This is a genomic window from Pelovirga sp., from assembly GCF_059864205.1.
Genome location: NZ_JCBCBS010000215.1, coordinates 1 through 24090, shown reverse-complemented (window position 1 = coordinate 24090; position 24090 = coordinate 1). Strand labels below are relative to the sequence as shown.

27 protein-coding genes and 1 tRNA gene are annotated in these 24090 nt (G+C 52.6%); 4 read left to right on the top strand and 24 right to left on the bottom strand.

The features are described from left to right. From AC6F7T_RS13440 to AC6F7T_RS13425, 4 genes are all read left to right on the top strand, one after another. A partial coding sequence (locus tag AC6F7T_RS13440) for a hypothetical protein (protein WP_500719657.1) occupies nt 1-597 on the top strand: 597 nt, incomplete at its 5' end. Next, nucleotides 594-1646: a RhuM family protein gene (locus tag AC6F7T_RS13435; RefSeq protein WP_500719655.1), complete on the top strand. Its 1053-nt coding sequence runs from the start codon at nt 594-596 to the stop codon at nt 1644-1646. The genes AC6F7T_RS13440 and AC6F7T_RS13435, both read left to right, overlap by 4 nt. 157 nt (nt 1647-1803) lie before the next feature. Further along, nucleotides 1804-3888: a DEAD/DEAH box helicase family protein gene (locus AC6F7T_RS13430; RefSeq protein WP_500719653.1), complete on the top strand. Its 2085-nt coding sequence runs from the start codon at nt 1804-1806 to the stop codon at nt 3886-3888. After that, a complete protein-coding gene (locus AC6F7T_RS13425; RefSeq protein ID WP_500719650.1) occupies nt 3818-4873 on the top strand; it encodes a restriction endonuclease in 1056 nt (351 codons plus the stop codon). Before AC6F7T_RS13430 ends, AC6F7T_RS13425 begins: the two co-directional genes overlap by 71 nt. 99 nt (nt 4874-4972) lie before the next feature. Here the strand turns inward: AC6F7T_RS13425 and AC6F7T_RS13420 are convergent, their stop codons facing one another. The 24 genes from AC6F7T_RS13420 to AC6F7T_RS13305 form a co-directional block, all read right to left on the bottom strand. Further along, entirely contained in the window at nt 4973-5137 is a 165-nt protein-coding gene (locus AC6F7T_RS13420) for a hypothetical protein (protein WP_500719648.1), read from the bottom strand. Nucleotides 5138-5777: 640 nt separating this feature from the next. Continuing rightward, nucleotides 5778-5854: transfer RNA gene (locus tag AC6F7T_RS13415), tRNA-Pro, on the bottom strand. Between the two features lie 82 nt (nt 5855-5936). After that, the gene (locus AC6F7T_RS13410) at nt 5937-6251 is read right to left on the bottom strand and encodes a rod-binding protein (RefSeq protein WP_500719646.1); all 315 of its coding nucleotides are present in this window, start codon (nt 6249-6251) and stop codon (nt 5937-5939) included. Between the two features lie 89 nt (nt 6252-6340). Then, nucleotides 6341-7450: a flagellar basal body P-ring protein FlgI gene (locus AC6F7T_RS13405; protein WP_500719644.1), complete on the bottom strand. Its 1110-nt coding sequence runs from the start codon at nt 7448-7450 to the stop codon at nt 6341-6343. 29 nt (nt 7451-7479) lie between these two features. Beyond that, nucleotides 7480-8163: a flagellar basal body L-ring protein FlgH gene (locus tag AC6F7T_RS13400; RefSeq protein WP_500719642.1), complete on the bottom strand. Its 684-nt coding sequence runs from the start codon at nt 8161-8163 to the stop codon at nt 7480-7482. 2 nt (nt 8164-8165) lie between these two features. After that, nucleotides 8166-8885: a flagellar basal body P-ring formation chaperone FlgA gene (gene flgA / locus AC6F7T_RS13395; RefSeq protein ID WP_500719639.1), complete on the bottom strand. Its 720-nt coding sequence runs from the start codon at nt 8883-8885 to the stop codon at nt 8166-8168. A 12-nt stretch (nt 8886-8897) separates the two neighbouring features. Next, nucleotides 8898-9683 (bottom strand): flagellar basal-body rod protein FlgG, encoded by a 786-nt coding sequence (gene flgG / locus AC6F7T_RS13390; RefSeq protein WP_500719638.1) that lies wholly within the window; start codon nt 9681-9683, stop codon nt 8898-8900. Between the two features lie 220 nt (nt 9684-9903). Beyond that, nucleotides 9904-10635 carry a flagellar basal-body rod protein FlgF gene (gene flgF, locus AC6F7T_RS13385; protein WP_500719637.1) on the bottom strand — a complete coding sequence of 244 codons (732 nt, stop codon included), beginning with the start codon at nt 10633-10635 and terminating at the stop codon, nt 9904-9906. Nucleotides 10636-10718: 83 nt separating this feature from the next. Further along, a complete protein-coding gene (locus AC6F7T_RS13380) occupies nt 10719-11132 on the bottom strand; it encodes a hypothetical protein (RefSeq protein WP_500719636.1) in 414 nt (137 codons plus the stop codon). 1 nt (nt 11133) lies between these two features. Next, entirely contained in the window at nt 11134-11895 is a 762-nt protein-coding gene (locus AC6F7T_RS13375) for a FliA/WhiG family RNA polymerase sigma factor (protein WP_500719634.1), read from the bottom strand. Next, complete coding sequence (locus AC6F7T_RS13370; RefSeq protein ID WP_500719632.1) at nt 11895-12794, bottom strand: P-loop NTPase; 900 nt, start codon at nt 12792-12794, stop codon at nt 11895-11897. The genes AC6F7T_RS13375 and AC6F7T_RS13370 overlap by 1 nt, the downstream gene beginning before the upstream one ends. Next, the gene (gene flhF / locus AC6F7T_RS13365) at nt 12791-14182 is read right to left on the bottom strand and encodes a flagellar biosynthesis GTPase FlhF (RefSeq protein WP_500719630.1); all 1392 of its coding nucleotides are present in this window, start codon (nt 14180-14182) and stop codon (nt 12791-12793) included. Before flhF ends, AC6F7T_RS13370 begins: the two co-directional genes overlap by 4 nt. Next, entirely contained in the window at nt 14172-16259 is a 2088-nt protein-coding gene (gene flhA / locus AC6F7T_RS13360) for a flagellar biosynthesis protein FlhA (protein WP_500719628.1), read from the bottom strand. Before flhA ends, flhF begins: the two co-directional genes overlap by 11 nt. Nucleotides 16260-16356: 97 nt before the next feature. Next, the gene (gene flhB / locus AC6F7T_RS13355; protein ID WP_500719626.1) at nt 16357-17418 is read right to left on the bottom strand and encodes a flagellar biosynthesis protein FlhB; all 1062 of its coding nucleotides are present in this window, start codon (nt 17416-17418) and stop codon (nt 16357-16359) included. Nucleotides 17419-17513: 95 nt separating this feature from the next. After that, nucleotides 17514-18290, bottom strand: a complete 777-nt coding sequence (gene fliR, locus AC6F7T_RS13350; RefSeq protein WP_500719624.1) for a flagellar biosynthetic protein FliR — start codon at nt 18288-18290, stop codon at nt 17514-17516. Nucleotides 18291-18302: 12 nt separating this feature from the next. Then, nucleotides 18303-18572: a flagellar biosynthesis protein FliQ gene (gene fliQ, locus AC6F7T_RS13345; protein ID WP_500719622.1), complete on the bottom strand. Its 270-nt coding sequence runs from the start codon at nt 18570-18572 to the stop codon at nt 18303-18305. An 11-nt stretch (nt 18573-18583) separates the two neighbouring features. Beyond that, nucleotides 18584-19321, bottom strand: coding sequence for a flagellar type III secretion system pore protein FliP (gene fliP / locus AC6F7T_RS13340; protein ID WP_500719620.1), 738 nt, complete (start codon nt 19319-19321; stop codon nt 18584-18586). Continuing rightward, nucleotides 19318-19695 (bottom strand): flagellar biosynthetic protein FliO, encoded by a 378-nt coding sequence (locus tag AC6F7T_RS13335; protein ID WP_500719619.1) that lies wholly within the window; start codon nt 19693-19695, stop codon nt 19318-19320. Before AC6F7T_RS13335 ends, fliP begins: the two co-directional genes overlap by 4 nt. A 4-nt stretch (nt 19696-19699) precedes the next feature. Continuing rightward, entirely contained in the window at nt 19700-20014 is a 315-nt protein-coding gene (gene fliN / locus AC6F7T_RS13330) for a flagellar motor switch protein FliN (RefSeq protein WP_500719617.1), read from the bottom strand. Continuing rightward, nucleotides 20011-21012: a FliM/FliN family flagellar motor switch protein gene (locus AC6F7T_RS13325; RefSeq protein ID WP_500719615.1), complete on the bottom strand. Its 1002-nt coding sequence runs from the start codon at nt 21010-21012 to the stop codon at nt 20011-20013. Before AC6F7T_RS13325 ends, fliN begins: the two co-directional genes overlap by 4 nt. Nucleotides 21013-21189: 177 nt before the next feature. Next, nucleotides 21190-21684, bottom strand: coding sequence for a flagellar basal body-associated FliL family protein (locus tag AC6F7T_RS13320; protein WP_500719613.1), 495 nt, complete (start codon nt 21682-21684; stop codon nt 21190-21192). A gap of 239 nt (nt 21685-21923) precedes the next feature. Next, nucleotides 21924-22661, bottom strand: a complete 738-nt coding sequence (locus AC6F7T_RS13315) for a flagellar motor protein MotB (protein WP_500719611.1) — start codon at nt 22659-22661, stop codon at nt 21924-21926. A gap of 12 nt (nt 22662-22673) precedes the next feature. Further along, nucleotides 22674-23438 (bottom strand): MotA/TolQ/ExbB proton channel family protein, encoded by a 765-nt coding sequence (locus AC6F7T_RS13310; protein WP_500719610.1) that lies wholly within the window; start codon nt 23436-23438, stop codon nt 22674-22676. A gap of 265 nt (nt 23439-23703) precedes the next feature. Further along, on the bottom strand, nt 23704-24090 hold a 387-nt coding region (locus AC6F7T_RS13305), incomplete at its 5' end, for a flagellar hook-basal body complex protein (RefSeq protein ID WP_500719608.1).

Sequence of the window (24090 nt, the reverse complement as noted above, 5' to 3'; positions counted from 1 at the left end):
AAAAAGATCAAAGAACAATTGACCACGGAAAGCACGGAAAAACACGGAAAAGGCGAAGAGGATTTATTCCATTCTTCTTCCGTGTCTTCTGTGTCTTCCGTGGTTAATAATCTAGACATCGGCTTTCGCGTCCTTAAAATCGACTCATCCAACATGGCCGAGGTTTACTACACTCCGGATGCAATTGAACAGAATCTCCTGACCAGCCTCACCGACAACATCAAACCCGACCGCACTGCCGAAGACCTGCTCTTCCAGGTTCTCCTTGATTGGGGTGTTGATCTGACCTTGCCCATCCGAAGAACCCTTATAACCACGGAAAACACGGACAACACAGAAAACAAAATTCAAAGTTCTTCCGTGGCTTCCGTGCCTTCCGTGGTGAAAAATTCTTTCGAGGTTTTCTTTGTTGATGAAAATGCCCTGATTGCCTGTTTTGATAAAGACATCAGCGAAGATCTGGTGAAAGAACTCACCAAGTATCAGCCGATGCGGGTTGTCTTCCGCGACAGCGGGTTTGCATCCGATGATCTGAAGATCAACGTAGAGCAGGTTTTCCGGCAGATGTCGCCGGGTACTGAGGTTCGCGCTTTATGAGCCGGGATACCGAACAACCCGGCAGCGCCGGTGATATTTTGCTCTATGAAGCCGCCGAAGGCCGGTTAAGACTGGAGGTGCGCCTGCAGGATGAAACTCTGTGGCTGACCCAGAACCAGCTGGCAGAGCTGTTCCAGACCACCCAGCAGAATATCAGCGGCCATATTCAGAACGTCTATGCAGAGAGCGAGCTGGAGCGGGAGGCAACTCACAAGAAATTCTTGTCAGTTCAGCAGGAGGGTGAGCGCGAGGTCCGTCGCCAGCGGGACTTCTACAACCTGGATATGATCATTGCCGTTGGTTATCGGGTCAAAAGCGCCATCGCCACACGCTTTCGGATCTGGGCCACCGAGCGACTCAAGGAATACATTATCAAAGGTTTTGTGCTGGATGATGAGCGGCTCAAGGAACCCCAGAACGATCGTTATTTTGAAGAGCTGCTGGCGCGCATCCGGGATATTCGCAGCTCCGAGAAGGTTTTCTGGCGCAAGGTGCTGGACATCTACGCCACCAGTACGGATTACGACCCCAGGGCTGAGCAAACCCAGCTGTTTTTCAAGCAGGTGCAGAACAAAATGCATTGGGCAGCTCATGGGCATACCGCGTCCGAAGTGATATTTAAGCGCGCCGACGCGAATGAGCCCAACATGGGTATCACGAATTTCCCGGGAAAGACCCCGCTGAAACGCGATACTGAGGTCGCCAAGAACTACCTCACCGAAGAAGAACTCAACCTGCTGAACCGCATCGTCAATGCCTATCTGGAACTGGCCGAAGTTCAGGCGCTCAATCGCAAGCCCATGACAATGGCGGATTGGCAGCAACGGCTGGAACAGTTCCTGACCATGACGGGGCGGGAGCTGCTGACCCATGCCGGCAGCATCAGTAATCAGCAGGCGCTGAACAAGGCGCATCAGGAATTCGACAAGTACCGTGCGCAACGGCTCCAACAGCCCACCGAGGTGGAAAAGCACTTTATCGAGGCGGAAAAAGTGCTGAAGCAGCTGAAAGCGCCGGATAAGAAGGGCAGCAAACGCCCAAAGGGCTGAAACCCTTTTTGCAAGGTGGTATGCAGAAAGCTTTGCAGAAAGAAAAGGCTCTTTTGCAGAAAGGATTTATGGAAAGCCAAGCTATATCAGGATGTTGCTATAATTTTTTGCGTACTTAAAAAGTATATTGCAGAATGAAATGCAGAAAGACGCTGCTATGAAACTGAAGTTTAAAATCCAGCCCTACCAGACCAACGCTGTTGAGGCGGTGGTGGACTGTTTTGCCGGGCAGGTGAACACCTCGGGAATCAAATATCGCATCGATCCCGGTCAGGAGACAGATAAAGCGGGGCAGGTTCAAATTGGTCTGCTGGAGACTGCGGGGTTTAAAAATCCCGACATCCAACTGACTGGTCTGCAATTGCTCGATAACATTCGTGCCGTACAGCGGCGGCAGAACCTGCCTATTTCTGAAAGTCTGGTAAAAAGTGCCGGGTGTGACATCAACCTGGATGTAGAGATGGAGACCGGCACCGGCAAGACCTATTGCTATATCAAGACCATCTTCGAGATGAACAAGCTCTATGGTTGGTCCAAATTCATCATCGTGGTGCCCAGTATCGCCATCCGTGAGGGAGTCTTTAAATCCCTGAAAATCACCGCCGACCATTTCACTGAAAGCTACAACAAGAAGGCTCGCTTCTTCATTTACAACTCCAAACAGTTGCATCATCTGGAGAGTTTTTCCTCCGACGCCGGTATCAACGTCATGATCATCAACATCCAGGCTTTCAACGCCAGGGGCAAGGACAACCGGCGCATCTATGAAGAGCTGGACGACTTTCAATCACGCAAGCCCATTGACGTTATCGCCGCCAACCGTCCGATTCTGATTCTTGATGAACCGCAGAAGATGGAAGGCAAGGCAACGCTGGAATCTCTGGCCCGATTCAAGCCTTTGATGCTGCTGCGCTACTCTGCGACCCACCGCACTACCCACAATAAAATTCATCGTCTTGATGCCCTTGATGCCTACAATCAAAAGCTGGTGAAGAAGATTGCCGTGCGTGGAATATCTGTCAGGGGTCTGGCCGGTACAACGGCATATCTATTTCTGGAGTCCATCGTTATTTCTAAACAGGCTCCTGCGGCCCGGATCGAAGTGGAGACACGCCTGAGGTCGGGTTCTATCCAACGCAAAGTTCTGCGGCTGGAAAAGGGTGCGAACCTGTATGTGTTGAGCAATGAGCTTGATCAGTACCGCGATATGGTGATCACCCAGATTGATGCCACGACGGAAACGGTAGAGTTTTCCAACGGCGTGGTGCTGACCACCGGCGACGCTACTGGCGACGTAACGGAAGGAACGATCCGCCGGATTCAAATACGCGAAACCATCAAGGCGCATTTTGATAAAGAGAAGGTCCTGTTTCAGCAGGGGATTAAAGTGCTGTCGCTATTCTTCATCGATGAGGTTGCCAAGTACCGTGATTATGATCAGGCAGATGATAAGGGGGAGTATGCCCGCATTTTCGAGGAAGAATATCAGGCGCTGCGTGATGAGTACCTTGGCGAACTGGCGCTGGATAATGAGGACTACCGCAAATATCTGAAAGACATTGCCGTGGGAAAAACCCACAACGGCTATTTTTCCATCGACAAAAAATCCAAAAAGCTCACCGACCCGTCAATTATCAAGCGCGGCGAAGAAGCCGGACTGTCAGATGATGTCGATGCTTACGATCTAATTCTGAAGGATAAAGAAAAACTGTTGGGGTTTGCTGAGCCGACCCGCTTTATTTTCTCTCACTCGGCCCTGCGTGAAGGCTGGGACAACCCCAATGTGTTTGTCATGTGTATGCTCAAACACAGTGATAACACTATCTCTCGTCGTCAGGAGGTGGGCCGAGGGTTGCGCTTGTGTGTCAATCAGCAGGGTGATCGGATGGATCACCCGGTAACGGTGCATGACATAAACGTTCTATCTGTTGTTGCCAGCGAAAGTTACAAGGATTTTGTCGCCAACCTGCAACGGGAAATCAGTGATTCCCTGTCGGCGCGGCCAAGAAAAGCAGACGAAGCCTACTTTGCCGGAAAGATCATCACCACGGAAGCTGGGCCGGTTGAAATATCCCCGGCGATGGCTAAACAGATTTACCGGTACCTGCTCAAAAATGATTACACCGATGATGCCGACCGCATTGTTGACACTTACCATACAGCAAAGGCCAATGGTGAACTGGCATCCTTGCCACCTGAGCTTGCCCCCCCACGCACAGCAGATTTTCGCCCTGGTAGATAGCGTCTTCAGCGAAGCGCAACTGCCTGGCATTGAGAATGATCGTAAGCCGAAGACCAACCCCCTTAATGACAACTTCAACAAGAAGGAATTTCAGGCGCTGTGGAAGCGTATCAATCACAAAGCCGTCTACCGGGTTGAGTTTTATTCAGCGGAGCTGGTGCGAAAGTGCATCCCAGTACTTAACACCAAGCTCAACATAACTCCGCTGCAATACAGCGTTCAGTCGGGAATCCAGACAGCGAATCTGACGGATGATCAACTCAAGGATGGCAGGGGGTTTATTGTCAAAGAAACCCTGACCGAAGCGCACAATGCGTCAATTCACTCACTGGTCAAGTACGATCTGCTTGGAAAGCTGGCGGAGAACACCCAGCTGACCCGCAAAACCATCGCCGATATTCTCACCGGTATGGAGCCGCTTCGTTTCGCCCAGTTTAAGGCCAACCCGGAGCATTTCATAACCGAGTGTTCGCGTTTAATCAAAGAACAGAAGGCGACAGTGATTATCGAGAAACTACGTTACGACGAAATCGATGATCGGTTTGATGTTGATATTTTCACCGCTGCCCAGAAAATCCAGGACTTTTCCAGGGCCGGAGATAAGCTGAACAATCATATTTACGACTACGCTGTTACCGACTCAAAAATTGAGCGTGAATTTGTGAAAGAGCTGGATACCAGCGCCGAAGTTGTCGTCTATGCCAAGCTCCCGAGAGGATTCTTGATTCCCACCCCCGTAGGTGACTACAACCCCGATTGGGCCATCTCCTTCAACGAGGGAAGGGTCAAGCACGTGTACTTCGTAGCAGAAACCAAGGGCAGTATGTCGTCACTGCAATTACGTGCCCTGGAAGAAACCAAGATCGAATGCGCCCGTAAATTTTTCTCCGAAATCAACAGCAACATCGCCCCTGAAAACGTGAAATATGATGTTGTCACCGATTATGGCAAGCTGATGGAAGTTGTGGGGTTGAAAGTAGAATAGTGAGGCATTGCCCAGCCAGTCGAACAATACATTTGCAGGCACTGACATCGTGGTCAGGTTTCAGGGCTACAGATACAGAGGCAATGAACGACGCCAGGTTCAGGATTCTGTTTTTTCAATGGCTGCGATAGCTTCTTTTCTGAAAAGCTGCTCAAGCCTGTCGTACTGCGCGTAGGCTTCTGCTTGCGACAGCTTCGGCTGCGGCTTCGCGGCTAGTTCCCGTAATGCCTTTATGTGCTCTTTTAGATATTCGATTTGGTGCATAGCATCCTTCCCATTCTAGCAACTACTTATTGCTAAGAAGGCAGACCATGAGGCGTAGCCGAATAACCCGTACGCTATAAGTACCCCCAGCACTGCAAGAATATGCCCCACTCGACCCACAATATCACTTGCCCTACCAAACTCCTGACCATATCCATCCTGCGAAAAGTAGGTCGCCCCAGATGCCACTGCTGCTGTCAGCACGCCGAAAACGTAATAGAGTGGAGCTAGGGCGAGCGAGCCAATGGCAGGCGAAGCAGAGCTTTGCGGCCAAAGGCCACCGACAAACGCTAGTACGGCGACAGCTGCGCCGCCGTTGATGAGCAGCACTTCTAAGTGCCGACTGCCCTGTTGCAACAACTGCACGTAGCATTTTCAGATTATGCTCATGCTGTTGCTGACGAGACGAGATCCATGCACCAAGATCTGCCCGGTAGCGCTCCATTGCACCAGCCTGTCCCCGTTTATCCGTTTATTAATTTCGTGTTCTCAATTGCTGGGCGGTAGTTCCTCCTTCAGTTGTGACAATTGGACGGGGAGCCTGACCCCTTACCGTCACCAGACAGTCACCAGAACAACGTCTTCGTAAAAAAACAAAAAGGCCACTCCGAAAGGAATGGCCTAAGTACTTGTTTTTAAATGGTCGGGGCGAGAGGATTTGAACCTCCGACCCCCTCGTCCCGAACGAGGTGCGCTACCAGGCTGCGCTACGCCCCGACATCATGTTCTTATCCGGAGCCTCCGGATGGAGATTTTATTAGCATCCTTGCCGGGCAAATGCAAGGGTGATTTGCTGCAGTCAATCAATCTGCTGCAATTGCTTCATCATCATCTCTGCCAAACCAATCCCTCCCTGACGGGCGGTAGCTTTTGCCGCCTCTATATCCTGCATCTGGACAAAGGTGTCTTCGGCGTTAGTGCGCGGAATTAAGCCATCATCCGGAATGGTGCTGCGCATTTCCTTGTACATCTGTTGAATAAAAATCGCCTCAAATTCCTGTACCAGCCCTTTGAGCTTTTCCGGATCCTGCTGACCGGGTGACTTGATCGGGCGAGGCATCCCGGTTGCCTGGCGCACCATCTGAGCAGTATCAAAACCGTGATTAATGTCCATAAAGCCGTCCGTTGTCTGCCGCTTCGCGGCGTCCATCGCTGCGCGATGTTATTTGTCCCACTTCCTGCTACCCAGTCCCTCCTAACCCCTTAAAGCACCACCAGATCCGCATACAGGGCCCCCGACGCCTTAATCGCCTGGAAGATGGCGATCAGGTCACGTGGGGTGGCACCGATGGCGTTGAGGGCCGAAGCGACATCACCAATGCTCACACCCTGCTCCATGACGACCAGATTCCCCATATCTTCTATCACTTCGATTTCGGTTTCCGGGATCACCACGGTCTGCCCTTCTGAGCGCGGAAAAGGCTGAGAAACCCTGGCCGATTCACTGATGACCAGGCTGAGATTACCGTGGGAGACGGCCACTGTCGAAATTCTGACACCTTCGCCCATGACGATGGTGCCGGTGCGCTCATTGACGACAATGCGCGCGATCGTATCGGGAGTGACCCGCAATTGTTCAACCTCGGCGACAAACGCAACAACATTATCGCGGAATTGCGGCGGCACGTTGATTTCCAGCTGTCCGCCATCGAGCGCGTGCGCCAGGGCAACACCAAAATGCTGGTTGACCGCATCACGCATGCGCGAGACGGTGGTGAAATCGGAGTTCTTCAGGCGATAATTGAGATTATCTGTTTCGCCAAACACATAAGGGACCTCGCGTTCGACAAAGGCACCGCCCGGAATCCGCCCCGAGGTTGGATGGTTTTTCTGCACCGTTGCGGCTCTGCCGCTAACGGCCAGCGAACCCACTACCAGCGGTCCTTGAGCCACCGCATAAACGTTGCCGTCAGCGGCATTTAACGGGGTCATCAACAGGGTGCCACCGGCCAGGCTATCAGCATCTCCAATGGACGACACACTGACGTCGATGGTACTACCGGCGCGGGCAAAGGCGGGTAATTCGGCAGTGACAATAACTGCAGCGACATTATCCACTTTGACCAGTGCCGGGTTAACCGCCACTCCGAGGCGCTCCATCATGTTGACCAATGATTGCACGGTAAAGCGGGTGCGGGCACTATCGCCGCTACCGTCAAGGCCGACGACCAGGCCGTAGCCCACCAGCTGGTTCGAACGTACTCCTTCGAGTTGAGCCAGTTCCTTGATGCGCGAGGCTTCGACATTCGCAGGCAACAACAGTCCCGACACCAGCACCAGCGCGATGAGTAACCTGGTTGTTATGTTTGTCATGGTGATACTCCTGTCTAGCGGTGCCGATGTTAGAAGGGCCAGATCTGATCAAGAACCTGAACCAGCCACCCCTGTTGCTGCTTGTCACTGATCACGCCTTTGCCAACGTAAGAAATGCGCGCATTGAGAACATTCTGCGAGTCAACCAGATTGCGGGCTGACACATCGGACGGCCTGACAATACCGGTTAACTGCACAATCTGCATTTCGCGGTTGACGGTGACGGTTTTGTTCCCTTCGATACGCAGGTTGCCGTTGGGCAGAATTTCAACCACCTGGGTGGTCAGTGTGGCTTTGAGGGCTTCTTTGCGCTCGGTTTTACCACTGCCGTCAAACTTGTTGCCGGCGTTGGCATTGATGATGGTAGAAGGATTGCCGCCGATAAAATCGCCAATGTCGGTTTCCAGGCCAAAGAGGTTGGTAATACCGGCCGACATGGTGCTGTTGCGTCCGGTCTGGGTTTTGGCTTCCTTGCTGGCACTGGCATTCTCGGAAATCACTACGGTAATAATATCGCCGACGGTGGTCCCTTTCATGTCGGCAAAAATACCGCCACGACTGGTGGTCCACAACGAGCCGGCGGTTTGTGGCGGCGCCGGTTCGGAAATCACCGGCGCAATCGGCTCAACTTCAACCAGATCAATGGGTCGGCCCGGCATGGCGCAGGCGCTAATAACAAAAAACAACGGCAGCAACAGTAGATTTTTCAGCATGGCTATAACTCCACTCTGACCAGCCCGGGGGCAACGACCCGACTGATCACTTCGCGCGACGAACCGGTATTGATAACCCTGATCGATTCTCCCTCACGCCCGTCCTGACGCGCCTCACCTACCGCCGACAGCGTCATTCCGGCATGTTGCACTTCGATAACAACGCGCTCGCCGCGCTTGACCAACGGTGGATATTCCAGCTGTTGTCCCTGTAGGGGTTCCCCCAGGCGCACGGTACGCTTGACGATTTTGCCGACGGCATCGGCACCATCAAAAATCGGTTCAGACAGCCGCGAAATATCCTGATAGCGCATCTCGATCAGGTTGTCGGTTAACCGGGTTCCGCGCCGCAGGGATTCCTTTGCCACCGCTATCTCGGCCATGGCTTCGATCTCGACACGGATCGACTGATTGCTGACAATCTGGTCATTAACCCGGGTCATAAAGGAAATACGACGGCTGCCGAGAACCCCGGGGCGCGCCGCTATGAGCTGATGCTCGATGCGTCCTGCCGGCACCTTGTAGGGGGCGGGAAACTGTACGGCAGTCAGGCGCAGTTCGACCTGGGGTAAAAGGGCTGATTGTTCGGTCAAAAAATCATCGAGAATCTGCTGCATCTCCTGGTGATCGATGACGACATGGGCCGTCTCGCCGGCACTGACAGGATGTAGCCCAAACAGCAGCAGGACCAGCGTCAGGAGGATTAGCATTTGATGTCTCATGTTACATCCTTATCAGCGAACCAGTTGACTGGTGATCGACAGCATCTCGTCTGCGGTTTTGATGGTTTTGGAATTGACTTCATAGGCGCGCTGGCCGGCGATCATATTGACCATCTCTTCCATGATGTTAACGTTGGAACCTTCAAGAAAGCCCTGTGACAAACTTCCAAAACCGGCCTCTCCGGGGGTTCCGGCAATGGGTGCTCCGGTGGTCGGGGTTTCGGAATAGAGATTGCGGCCCAGACTTTTCAACCCTGACGGATTACCAAAGCGGATCAGTTCAATGACGCCGACCTCGGTGGGAGTGCTTTCACCATCAAGCAGCACATCAACCGTACCGCCACTGCCGATTGCAATGCTGGTCGACCCTTCGGGGATAACAATTTCGGGAACCAGCGGGAATCCGTCAGAAGTTACCAGCCGGCCGGTACTGTCCTTTTTTAACGCACCGGAACGGGTGTAGGCATCGGTACCGTCGGGCAGAATGACCTGGAAAAACCCTGGCCCTTCGATCGCCACATCGAGCTCACTTTCGGTCTGGACAAAGTCACCGGAGGTAAAGACTTTCTGCACGGCGGCAACCCGTGATCCCAGACCGATCTGAATGCCGGTGGGAACCTCACCACCATCGACACCGGCACCGGCAGCGCGGGTGGTTTGATAGAGGATATCCTGGAAGTCAGCCCGGCTTTTTTTGAAGCCGGAACTGTTAACGTTCGCCAGGTTGTTGGCAATCACATCCATATTGGTCTGTTGAGACTGCATGCCGGTTGCGGCGGTCCAAAGTGCTCTGATCATGACTTGACTCCTTTATTCCAGACGCATTAGCGAGCGTCGCTGATATCTATTTATTATTGACCCATTTGTATCTGTTCAGCACCGGGCCTTTGGATCCTGTGGCAAGGGTTTTTGTCGCCATGGACGGCGACAAAAAGCGGTCATGGATGACGAAAAGCGTCCCTTGACATAGGATTCCCGACCCGGTGCAAGGATAGAGCTGAATAGTTACACCCATTTTTTACTGCAGCAGTCCCATCTCGGTCGCTTTGGCGTTCATGTCGCTGTAGGTTTTAAGGGCCTTTTGGGTGGCCTCAAAAGCACGCAGATTCGAGGTCATACGCGCCATTTCTGCCATCAGGTTGACATTCGAGCCTTCAAGACTGTTCTGCACCATTTGCGGTTGCGGATGGATCACAGCAACGGCATCATCCATAGCGACAAACAGATCCTGGCCGGCACGCCGCAGCTGTTCGGTGTCTTCAAACCGGAATAAGCCGATCTGGGCAACCTGCTGATCTTCGATCCAGATCGACCCGTCACCGAGGATGTCGATATCCGGTCGCTCAAGAATAATTTCTTCGCCATCAGGACCGGTTACCGCATAACCATTGCTGTCGACAAGCAATCCTTCACCGTTGAGTTGAAAGCTCCCCTTGCGGGTATAAGCCAATTCGCCATCCGGACGCTGTATCTGAAAAAATCCCTCACCGTTGATAGCAACATCAAGGGGCCTACCGCTGTGCTCAAGGTGGCCGGGGGAAAAATCGATCTTATGGGCGGTCAACCCGGTAAAATTGGTGGCATTGCTGGCCATCCCCGAGGTCGCTTCACCCAGTCGGGCAGCAAAGGTGACGGTCCCTTTTTTGTAACCGGGCGTGCGGGCGGAGGCAAGATGCTCACTGATGTTGTCGAGCTTGTGCATCCGTGCCACGGCTCCCGATATCGCTGCATATTTTCCGTCTGCCATCATCTTTCTCCACGGGTTGTTGTGCATGAACCTTGTCGACCGTTGGTGGTCGAAACTTTACCCTTATGTACCAACCAGTCGACCGCTTAAACCGGGCGTTTGACCTGCGCCAACAGCACCACCTGCTCCACTTCGGCAGACGCCATATTCAACGCCTGGGCAATGTTGTCAACACTTTGACCTTGTGCTGACAATGCGACAGCGTAGCGGTACTTATCTGCCTGCATCTGCGGTTGAACCGCGTTGTTTGCCTGGAGTTTTTCCTTAAGTTCCTGGTGACTTTTCTGCTGTATTGTTTCGGCATCGTGCAAATGAGCTGAAAAGCTACTCATTACCGGCGCTACCGACTTAAGCTCTTGCAAGCTCTCAATCAGTTTTGTTTCCAGGTCTTTTATCTGCTGTGCCAATCGGCACAGGGTCTTGCGCTGAAACAGGATCGCTATCAGCGCGATCCCCGCGCCGACCAATGACATGGCACTCATGGCCACTGCAGCTGTCATCCTAATGCCCCTTCCCTAACGCATTGATACTGCGCTTCATCTTGACTTTGAGTTTTGCCAGCGCCTGACTGTGCAGTTGGGAGATACGCCCTTCCGTCAGTTCCAGCACATCGGCAATTTCCTTCTGCGAAAGCTCTTCGTAATAGAGCAGGGCAATCACCAGCCGCTCCTTTTCTGACAGTTCGTCAAGATATCCGGCCAGTTCACGGGTCAGTTCGTCAGCCTCCATCCGCTCCTGGACATTGACCTGAAAAACATCTTCCAGGTTGTCAATAAAGGATCTACCGTTTCTCTCGTCCTGATCGATCTGGTCATCGAGACTGACATAACCAAGTTGACTGACCTGGAACTGCAGTTCCCGAAAATCGTCCAGCGACATCTCCAGGGCAACGGCGACCTCTTCGTCCTGCGGATCGCGGCCAAGGCGCTGCCCCAGTGCTTCGGCAGCACGGTTCAAGCGGGTTTGCTTTTCCCGCAGGGTGCGCGAAAACCAATCCATACGTCGCACTTCATCAAATACCGCACCCCGGATGCGGCGCTCGGCAAAGGTCTTGAACAGCACCCCGCGGCGCGGGTCAAACCGATTAGCAGCGTCCATCAAGCCCAGCAGGGCGGCGCTGCGGATATCGTCACGATTGACGAAGGAAGGCACCTGGGTCATCATCCGGTCGACCAGAAAATCGACGAGGGTGAGATGAGCCTCGATCATTTTTTCGCGCTCTACCGGCCCCGGTAGACCGTATCCGCCCTGGATGTAGGTCATCAGCTTGCCTCCGCACCGACACCAAGAAACTGTTTCCAGAAAAACTGCAGGGTTCCCTGGGCCTGATTGTTCTGGGGTATTTCCATCAGGGTTTGCGCCAGATCGACAAAAGCCCTGGCGACCTTGTTATCAGGGTGCAGTTCAACCATCACCTGTTGCCGGCGCACTGAATCGTGCATTTTGCGGTCAAAGGGGATCGCCCCTAAGTAATCGATGAAAATATCGAGATAACGCCCCGATACCATGGTCAGTTTTTCAAAAACATCGAGCCCTTCGTCGGCATTACGTACCGAATTGACCGCCAGCAAAAAACGCTTCTGATGATATTGGGTTGACAGCAGCTTCATCAGCGCATAGGCATCAGTGATAGCCGTCGGCTCAGGGGTGGTGACGACGAGAATGTCCTGGGCAGCGACGTTAAAGTAGGTGACGTTGTCGGAAATGCCGGCCTCGGTATCGATCAGCACCACATCAAAATGTTCGTCAAGAGCATCGAGGGCATCGATCAGGCGCATCTTCAGTTGCCCATCAAGTCGGGTAAATTGCTGCACCCCGGAACCGGCTGGAAGAATTTTCAGGCCATGAGGGCCTTCGACCATGACCTCCTCGAGGGTTCGTTCACCGCAAAAAAAGTGATTCAAGTTGTAGGGAGGGGAAATGCCCAGGACCACATCGACATTGGCCAATCCCAGGTCGGCATCAATAATCAGAATTTTCTTTCCAAGACGCGCCAGCGCTACTGCTACATTGGAGATAACCGCTGTCTTACCTACCCCACCCTTGCCGCTAGTGACGGAAATGACGCGGGTCGCTGACATCTGTAATTCGCTGTTCACGTTATTCTGCCGGCCGCGCATCTGCCTCAGGGTTCCGGCCTGATCGAGGTTACTACTCATCATACGGCTATCCTCCGGACATCCTCAAAGCGTCCCATCACCAGGTCGGCAACCAGTTGCGGATCGACGGGTAGCAGGTCTTCCGGCACCTTCTGACCGTTGGTCAGACAACCGATCGGCAGGTTGGTTTTCAACGGCAGATTGATCAGGCTGCCACATTGGTCTGCTTCGTCCAGTTTGGTAAAAATCAGGCGGCTGATCGGCAACTTGCTAAAGGCCTCAAAACTTTTGTGCTGAAGATCGTCGGCGGTTGGTGCGGCAAGCACCAGGCAGTTTTCGACGCCACTGTGGGCACCGAGAAAATCGTTCAGTTCATCGATACGTACCTCGTCCTTGGGGCTACGCCCGGCGGTATCGATCAGAATCAGGTCTTTATCGCGATGACGCCGGAAGGTTTCCTGCAATTGCTCCGGTGAAAACACCACGTCAACAGGAACTCCCATGATCTCGCCGTACACCTTGAGCTGCTCAACAGCGGCAATCCGATAGGTGTCGATGGTCACCAGGGCAACGCGGGCGCCGCTTTGGGTCATGGCCTGAGCGGCCAACTTTGCGATTGTGGTGGTTTTGCCGACACCGGTGGCACCGATCAAGGAGACCTTCTGCTGTGGCTGGCCTGGTCTCCACCAGCTGCCTTTGGACTGCACCAGACCCGCCAGGGTGGTGCATAAAAATTCGCGCTGCTGGTGGGCATTAAGACGCTGTTGCGAGGTCATGCGTGCAGTGGCGTAAGCAGCGATGGTCGTTGCCGATTCAGCATCAATACCACGCTCCTGCAACAGTGCCGCCAAGGGGTCGAAGGTCCCAGCGACAGCGGCTGTCCGCAAGGGAGTTGGGGTCTGGCGTGGGGCCGTTTTACGAACCTCAAGTGGTACAGATAATGCTTCCGGCGTGGTTTCCGACTGTTGCCTCTGGCTCTGTGCCTGGGCCAGGGTCAGTTGAGTCATCAACTCTTTGAGTTGCTCAATTTCAGCCCTGAGCTGATTGATGCTCTGTGACTCAACCTGAGCGCGTAGCTGCCGCAACTCCTCGTCAAGGCGCGGATCAGCAGCCTGCTCTTCCATGGCCAGAGGCTCAGGAGGTGACGAGCGGCGGCTGGAAAGACTGACAATTTCATCTTCCAGGGTCTCGACACGATTTGCCGACGCCGTCGATCGGGGTGCAGCCAGCGGGCGACCGTCACCATAACCGCTGCGTGCCGGGGCAGACGGGCGTCTCATCGAGGGGGACTCAACAGCAGCAGTCACTTCGATGGTCTGGCGACCGAGAACACCAAGCCCCTTTTTCCTTAAGGTGCGGGTTGACAAAATCAACGCCTCAGGACCGAGGGTCTCTTTTACCTGTTTTAGGGCTGCGGCCATTGTTTCTGCTTCGAATTTTTTAACCAGCATTGACGGTCACCGTTCCTATTGACCGCACCTTCAGATGGGGCGCGATCTCATTGTGGGAGATAATTGCCAGACCGGGCAGATAACGCTCAGTCAACCTTTTGACATGGAGTCGGATTGTTGGCGTGCACAATAGCACCGGATTGCCACCGGCAGCATTCTGTAATGCCTGGGTCAAACTGTTAATCAATGCCTGGGCGAAGCCGGGCTCCAACGCCAGGTATGAGCCCTGTTCGGTGCTGTGCAGGGCGTCCTGGATACGGGTTTCGACATTGCGATCAAAGGTCATCACTTCTAGTACCTCGCCGTTTTGGCTGTAACTGCTGCTGATGGAGCGTGCCATGGTGGCACGTACATGTTCTGTCAGTTGATCTGGATCATGCACAACTGGTGCCCAATCTGCCAGGGTTTCCAAAATTGTTCGCAAATCGCGTACGGAGACCCCTTCGCGCAGCAGATTCTGCAGCACGCGCATAATGACACCGAGGTTGAGCAGCCCCGGCACCAGCTCTTCCACCAGCTTGGGATACTGTTGGGCGAGATTATCGAGAAGATTCTGGGTTTCCTGGCGGCCGAGCAGTTCATGGCTATGAGTTTTGATCAGCTCACTCAAATGGGTGGCAACAACAGTGGTATTATCCACCACGGTATAGCCGGAGATCTGCGCCCGCTCTTTTTTATCTTCTGAAACCCAGATAGCCGGCAGTTTGAACGCCGGCTCGATAGTTTCGACGCCCTTGATGACTTCGGTTGCGGTACCAGGATTCATCGCCAGATAATGGCCGGGCAACAGCTCTCCGCCACCGATTTTGACTCCTTTGAGGATGATGGCGTACTCGTTGGGCTTAAGCTGCAGGTTGTCTTTGATGTGCACCGGCGGCACAATAAAGCCCATGTCGAGGGTAAACTGACGACGGATTGATTTGATCCGCGGCAGCAACTCCCCATTTTGCGCCGTATCGACCAGAGGGATTAAGCCGTAACCGACCTCCATCTCAAGCAGATCAACAGAGAGCATCTGCTCGTAATTTTCTTCTTCAATCTGCTTCGGCGGTGGCGCATCGTCGAGTTCCTGCTGCCGCAGTTTTTCCGAATAGTTTTTTGACACCCTCCAGGCCACCAGTCCCGTCAAGATCGACAGCAAAAAGAAGGGGATTTTCGGTAAACCGGGAATCAGGGCAAAAATCAGCAGGATAGCTGACACCACCCACAGGGAACGGGGGTTAACGCTGAATTGACGCTTCATCTCGGTGCCAAAATCTTCATCACCGGCGGTCCGTGTCACCATGATGCCGGCACCGGTAGCGATGATCAGGGCGGGGATCTGCCCGACCAAACCGTCGCCAACGGTAAGGATGGTGTAGTTTGCAGCGGCTTCGCTTAGCACCATTCCTTTTTGCATGACACCGATGACAATACCGGCACCGATATTGATCAGGGTGATAATAATGCCGGCGATAGCATCGCCCTTGACAAATTTGCTGGCCCCGTCCATTGCTCCGTAAAAGTCGGACTCCGAAGCAATCTCCTTGCGCCGTGAACGCGCCTCGTCATCATTGATCAGGCCGGCGTTCAAATCGGCATCTATAGCCATCTGCTTGCCCGGCATGGCATCAAGGGTAAAGCGCGCTGCCACCTCAGCGACACGCCCGGCACCTTTGGTAATAACCATGAAGTTGATAATGACAAGAATGGTAAAAATGACGATACCAACCACGTAGTTGCCGCCCACCACGAACTGGCCAAAAGACTGAATGACACTACCGGCAGCGCCCGGGCCCTCATCACCGCGCAGCAGAATCAAGCGGGTGGAAGCCACGTTGAGGGAGAGGCGAAACAGGGTGGTGACCAACAACACGCTGGGAAAAATAGCGAAGTCCAGGGCGCGGGAGGTATACAACGCGGTGATCAGAATCAACAGGGCAATGGTAATGTTCAAAGATAAAAACACGTCGAGCATCATCGGCGGAACCGGCAGGATCATCAACATCAGGATCAGTACCAGCCCGAAGGCAATCAATACGTCCGTGCGAACAATCAGTCTGCGCCAGTCATCAATAGTTACTGGTGTTGCCATCATCTGCTCCTTGACACCTGAATATTGACACCCCTACGTGTCAATATATCGGCACAGGGTTCCAGCCCTGTTCTGTGTAAATTTTCCCTATATTTTCCAGCTACTTTTTACTCTTCAAACGGTACACATAAGCCAGAACCTCGGCGACCGCGGTAAACAATTCTTCAGGAACCTGCTCACCTATCTCCTGCTTGTACAAAGCCCGTGCCAGCGGCTTGTTTTCGATGACAGGAATTTTATGTTCACGTGCAATTTCACGAATTTTAAAGGCAATATGGTCGGCACCCTTGGCGACAATCTGCGGGGCATCCATGGTTTCGCGCTCATAACTGATGGCGATGGAAAGGTGGGTCGGGTTGGTGATAATCACATCAGCCTTGGGCACTTCAGACATCATGCGGCGCCGCGCCTGTTGCATCTGCATGGAACGGATGCGCGACTTGAGTAGCGGATCGCCTTCAGTCTGTTTATGTTCTTCCTTGACCTCCTGCTTGGTCATTTTCATCTTCTGTTCCATTTCGTAGCGCGAAAAAGCAAAGTCGATAAATGCCAATAGAATCATAATGGCGCAGGTTTTAGCCATCACGAGAAAGGAAACCTTGGCAAGAAACACTATGGTTTGATTGAGTTCGAGCATCCCCAGCGCCAGGGCCGTATCAAATTCATTGGCAACGGTCAGATAGGCCACGTAGGCTACCAACATGACCTTTGCCAGCGACTTGATCAGCTCAACCGCAGAGCGCTTGGAAACAAACTTCTTCATCCCTTTGATCGGATCGAATTTGCTGATGTCCGGTTTAAAAACCTTGGTTGAAAGAAGGGGACCAACCTGGAGGAAAGAGGAAAGGAATCCGACAACCAGAGAGATCAAAAAGATCGGCCATAACAAACTACCAAGGAGTGCCCCCAGGCTGTGGGCCAGCACGACAATAGTGGTAGGGGTCACCTCAAAATCTATCAATCTGATGATGGAAACCTGGAACAGCTGTAGCAGGTTTTCCCAGAAGGGATGGGCGTAAAAAAACCACAGCAACAACGATAAAGTGAACAGACCGGCGGTGGTGACCTCCTTGCTCTGGGCCACCTGACCTTTTTCACGAAAATCGTTGCGACGTTTGGCTGTCGCCGTTTCTGTCCTTTCCTGACCTGATTCTTCTGCCACGCGGTTCTCCCTGAGTCGATCCCTAGCATCACCCTTGAGTAGCCACCTGACAGTTCAAATCGTGCCGGTTTTTTGGCACAATTTAAGAGGAGAGGCTACAGCAGACTGAACAGTCGCAAGAATCGTTCCGGAAGTGCGGCAAATTCACCCTGAAGAATAGCGGCAAAGACCCCGAAGGTCAGTCCCATGATAATGAAGGAAAGAGCAATCTTTACGGGAAAGGAGAGCATGAAGACATTGAGCTGAGGGAAAATGCGCGCCATGAAGCCAAGAACCAGGGTGACAAGGATAGCCACGACCAGAATCGGGGCCACCAGACGCACGCTTAAAATCAATGCATGGTTGGAAAGTTCGACGATCATCGGGATGGCACCACCGGAGAGATTCAGACCCCCTGGTGGCAGCATGGTAAACGATGCAACAAGAGCCTCAAGGAACAGATGATGCGCATTCAGAGAAAGAAACAGCAAAATGGCAAAGATCCCCTGAAATTGGGAGATCAAAGCGACCTGCTGCTGGGTGGTCGGGTCAAACACGTTGGCCATGGCGAAGCCCATCTGATATCCGACAATCGACCCGGCAAACTCTGCTGCCATAAAGATCAGCTGCGCAATAAAGCCGACCAATAGGCCGAAAACAACCTCAGCCGCGATAATGATTGCCATATCAGTGATGTTCAGGGATGTGACTGGCAGAACATGCTGCACAACAGGATAGGTCAGCAAGGCAAACATCACTGACACCCCAATGCGCATCTGTGTTGGGATCTGACCGCCACTGAACACAGGAATAACCGCAAAAACCGCAGCCACCCGCGCCAGGCAGATAAGAAACCCTTGAATCAGGGTCGGTGTAAAAACCGGCAACTCCATCCGTTGCTCGCGTCAGGGGGTGATATTGGGGAGATGATTAAAAATAGAAATCAGAAACGCTGTCGCTTTCTGCAGAATCCAGGGAGAAAAAATCAACAGGGTGACAAACACCCCGACAATCTTGGGAATAAAAGTCATGGTCTGTTCATTGATCTGGGTCGCCGCCTGAAAAATGCTGATGACTAAACCAATGATCAACGCCGCGATCAGCATCGGAGCCGCACACATGAGGGTTGTTTCGATGGCCTGGCGGCCAATTCCAACAACAAATTCCGGTGTCATATATCATCCTATCAGGCAAAGCTCTGAACCAACGAACCAATCACCAGTGACCACCCATCCACCAGCACGAACAACAGAATCTTGAACGGCAGCGACACGATAATCGGCGGCAGCATCATCATCCCCATCGCCATAAGGATCGAGGCAACAATCATATCGATCATCAAAAAGGGGACAAACAGCAAAAATCCCATCTGAAAAGCACGTTTGAGTTCTGACAGCATAAAGGCTGGAATCAAGGTCAGCATACCGATATCATCCATACTTTCCGGTTGCTGTGAACCGGAAATATCGACAAGCAGTTGCAGATCCTTTTCCCCGACCTGGGAAAACATGAAACGGCGCATCGGTTCCAGGGCCAGCGGAATGGCTTCATCCTGACTGATCTCTTCGCTGAGATAGGGTTGCAGGGCCTCGTCATTAATCTGAGTAAATACCGGTGCCATAATGAAAAAGGTCAAGAACAGCGCCAAACCAACGACAATCTGGTTAGACGGTGCCTGTTGGGTCCCCATCGCCTGACGGACAAATGACAAAACAATAACAATCCGGGTAAAGGCGGTGGTCATCAACAGAATCGATGGTGCTACCGACAGGATCGTCAGCAGAATCAGAATCTGCAGGGCCGTTGACACCTGCGCCGGCTCGGTGGCCTCCCCTATCCCCAGGGTAATAGTTGGCAACCCCTGGGCCTGCACCGTCACGGGCAACAGCAGGGCCAGCAGCAGCAGTATCACCCGCCATTTCATGGCTGCTTCTCCTGTGCAGCATTCAAACTGTCACTGAATCCTTTTTTTACCGGTCCCAAGCGTCCGAGGTGTTCGATCCGATCATGGGTCATCCCCAGGAGAATTTCCTCGTCACGGACTTTCACCACACAGAGAAATTTTCGCCCACCTAAAGGTCGTGTCTCGAGAATCTGGATAATTTCGCTTTTATTCTGTGGCAAAAAACCAAAACCGCGGCGACTGGCAGCATAAAACAACAGCAATAAACCGACAACAACCCCGAGAGCGGCGAGCATTTTCAGGCCGGCGGCGAACAGGCTCGGTTCCTTTGCGGCGGTCTCAGCTAACACCGTGACCGGAACGAGCAGAATCATCAGCGCAATAGCTGCAGGCATCGACTTACCCCAGATTCTCAATGCGCTCGGATGGACTGACAACATCGGTCAGGCGCAAACCGAACTTTTCATTGACCACCACCGCCTCACCGCGAGCGATAAGCCGCGAATTGACATACAGGTCGAGAGGCTCTCCGGCAAGTTTGTCCAGCTCGATCATGGAACCTTCCTGCAATTGCAACAAATCACGTACCAGGATGCGCGAACGGCCAACCTCAACGGCAACTTCCAGCGGGATATCAAGGAGCAGATCAATTCCCCGATCTTTCATCGAGCTGGGCGCAGGTGCTTTTTGTACTTGATTACCATCAGTGCTCATTGTTTTCCTCCACCGGGAATACGTCCCGAAATGCGAACCGCTTTTTTGTTTCCTTGAACACCCACCATTCCTAAAAACTTGGAGCGTTCTTCTATCGATATCTTGACCGGAGCTTCCGGTTTAATTCCCAGATCGATCACATCCCCGACCTGGAAATTGAGAATATCCCGCACTCGTAGGGATAAGGACGCGAGCCTGACCTGTACCTCGACCTCCATGTTGTTGAGCTCATCACAGACCAGTTTCTGCCAGCGCGTACTCTGCAATGAACTGGCGGGCACCGCTCTTAATTTCTGTTTTTTCTGCAGCGGCTCAAGGGTCAGATGAGGAATGACCAGGGTAATATGTCCCTCTAAATTTTCGATGACGACCTTAAACTGAGAAACCGACACGCCAACTTCCGTATCAACAAAATTTAACAGCCGCAGGTTACTGACCACCTCAACCAGTTCCGTTTTGATTGCTTCGATCTGTCCAAACCCTTTGTTCAGCTCCGGACAGGCGGAAACGATCACATCGCGCAGAACATTCAATTCGATAGCGCTTAACGGACGCTCCGGGATCAGCGCCTGTCCTTGGGAATTGCCACCAAGCACCATTTCCATCAGGGAGAAGGCCAGCTGTTCATCAAAGATCAGCAGCCCACCTCCGGTTAGCGGCTCAAGTTGCAAAACCCCGATAGCGCCACGGCCGGACAAGCGTTGTAGCAGGGTATCAAAGGACATGGATTCCAGCGCCTCGAGTTTGATATGAGCGGCACGCTGGAAACGGGCTGATAGGGACATGGCGTAATTGCGGGCAAAGCCGTCGAGGATCAGATCAAAATTGCGCAGCCGCCACCCTTCGGTGCCACTGCTACGGAACAGATTACAGTTCACTACCGACCTGTTAGCAGCAGGCTGGCCTGCATCTTCAGCGGCCGTTTCAATATCAACCTGGCCACGGTGAACCGCAGAGAGGAGATCGGCAATTTCTTCTTTACTGAGTATCTTTTCCACACCAGTTCCTTAATGGCGTCGCACAAACTAACCAACTGCCGCGTGCTGCGCTTATTCCACCGCTTCCACCGCTTCGACGTTCTTAAGTACGCCCCAATGCTCACTGTTTGCGCGCCTTGCCTTTGACGCTTTGTGCTTATCCATCCACTTTGATGCTTTTGGTGAAAGCATTATCCGTTACTGAACGACAAAATCAGTAAAATAGATGCGCTTGACCTTGCCGTTAAGCAACAGGCTGTTGATCCGGTTGAGCAATTCCGCCCGTAATTGCAGGCGGCCCTGTAGATCACTGAGATCAGCGAAAGTTTTGTTGCCGATCAGCATAAGAATCGCATCTTTGATCTGTGGCATGCGCTGATTCAGTTCGGCGGCAACCTCGGCACTATCGGCTTCGAGGGTGATAGCTGCTTTGAGGTAACGCACCTCCCCCTCGTCGAGGATATTGACGATAAAGCTCTCGAGGTTAACCATCGGCCCAATCTCTTTGGCGCGACGTTCCAGCAAAGCCTGTTCCTGTTCCGGAGTCAATGGTTTATCGCCCCCGCTATTCATGAAAAAAAAGGTTCCGATCCCCGCACCAATCAACAGAACAACAATGGCGGCGATAATAATGATCAGTTTGTTTTTGGTGCCGCCGCCTTCATCGGTTTTTTTTTCCGGTTCTTTGGCCATTGATTTATCCTTCCCCGATCACATTTTGATAGCCTGAAAAAACTTCAGTTTTCTGTTTCGTAACTATTCAGCAGGCCGGCACATGTTGTCATCCCCGAGTGCTTTTGTCGTGAATCCGGAAATAAAAGCTGGATTGCGGCCAAAAACACGCCGGAATGACGGTATAGGAGTTGCCTTCAGCTACTCTCAACTGCAGGCCCACACTGCCGTATAGGTTGCTTAATAATTACCCTGTTTCTTTAAAAAGGTGCCTGGTCCCGTGCATCAATCAGATAAGGCAACTCCTGCTGCGGATCCCCCTGGCTTTCCAGGACAAATTCGACACGCCGATTCAAGGCGCGCTCACGTTCACTGAGATTGGGAAACAGCGGACGATGGGATCCATAGCCGGTAGCCGAGATACGTGTTAAGGGCAACAAGTGATCACCGGCCAAAAAACGTAAGACTGACACGGCGCGAGCCACGGAAAGCTCCCAGTTATACATGTCATCACCAATGTCATCAGTGTGCCCCTCGATCTTTACGTTTAGGGGCAAGGGGCGCACCAGCTCGGCTACTTTGCGCAACACCGGGTCAGCATCCGGGTTCAGAATCGACTGTCCGAATCTAAAGAGAATCGCCTCGTCGACACGCAGCACCACGGCACCACGATCCTTGACCAGCTCAATCTGCCGATCGAGCTTGAGGTCGCGCAACTGGGTGCGCAGGCGCCGGTAAACCTGGGCGTTAAAATCATCATCGATAGGTACGTGAGAAACTACCTGCGGTGGCGCAACCTCTGTACGGGTACTGCTGGCCAGTACTCCAGGGCCAAAGGCACCCGACAAAGATTCAGCAGCTCGTTGAAAACGCACCTGGTCAAGGCTCGCCATAGACAACAACAGCACAAAAAAAGTCAACAGCAGGGTCATCATGTCGCTGAATGAGACCATCCACAGGGGCGCTCCGGCCATCGGTTTTTTCGGTTTTTTTGCCATCGTCACCCCCGCTTAACCGAAGTTGCTCTGTCGCTCTTTGGGCGCAACAAAAGCGTGCAGGCGCTGTTCCATCAGGCGTGGATTTTCCCCTTCGAGGATTGCTTTCATCCCTTCGGTTACCAGCGTTTTATTGAGAACTTCACTGGTCGATCTGAGTTTCAGTTTGCCGGCGATCGGGTTGGCAATAATATTGGCAATAACCGCCCCGTAAAAAGTGGTCAAAAGGGCTAAAGCCATGGCCGGGCCGATGGTGGAAGGATCATCCATGGTCTGTAGCATTTGCACCAGACCGATCAGGGTGCCGATCATCCCCATGGCTGGTGAATAAGCAGCAAAGGTGGAAAAAATTTCCGCCCCCTTGTCATGGCGCTCCATGACGTATTCGATTTCGCGTTCGAGCATTTCCTTCAGAGCCTCCGGTTCCTGACCGTCAACTGCCATTTGCAGCCCTTTAAGAAAAAACTCGTCGTCAATATCATTCATGACCGACTGTAACGACAAAATCCCCTCCTTACGTGCCTTACCAGCGTAGGTGATCAACCGCGAGATGGTATCAACCGGCGAGTGGGATTTGTGCATGAAGGCTTTGCTAGCCACTTTGACAGCCCCCAGAATATCGCCAAAGGGAAAGTGAACCAGGACGGTGCCCAAGGTTCCACCGACGACGATCGTCAGGGCAGCAATGTCGATAAAAATCAACAGAGAACTGCCCTGCATAATAGCGGAGAGCATCAGGCCGAAAGCGGCAATCAGGCCGACAATTGTTGCCAGATCCATAGGTGTCCTCTAAGTGGCGTGGTCGCAAAAGATCGACGAGGTCAATGAAACGACGAACGATCTATCAATTTCAACAAATAACACCGATCAGCTGTTCACTAAAGCAGGTATCATGCCAGTATGAATGAAAATCCCTGGATGATTTACAGCCTAGTGTTTTCAGTAAGTTAAAGAACGCATGCGCCACCGTAAAAAATAAAAAAGGTGCCGCCGGAATCTGTCCCGGTGGCACCTTCGCTCTAAGTCAGAATTTTGACTGGTAAGCTTAGCGCTTCAGGTTAATGACTTCCGCCAGCATTTCATCAGTGGTGGTGATGGTTTTAGAGTTAGCCGAGAAACCACGCTGGGTGGTGATCATCTTGACAAACTCGGAGGCCAGATCGACGTTGGACAACTCCAGCGCGTTGGTAAAGATATTACCGACCCCGGAACCGACGGTGCCGACAACCGGCACCCCCGATGAGGTGCTCTGAGAGTACATGTTATTACCGATTTTATCCAGCGCGTTGGGGTTGGTAAATTTTGCCAGCGCCATCTGCATCAGCTTACGCGGAGCACCGTTGGAGAAATTACCGACGATATAGCCTTCCGCATCAATACTCAGCTTGACCAACGTACCCGTGCCAAAGCCATCCTGCTCCTGTGACACCAC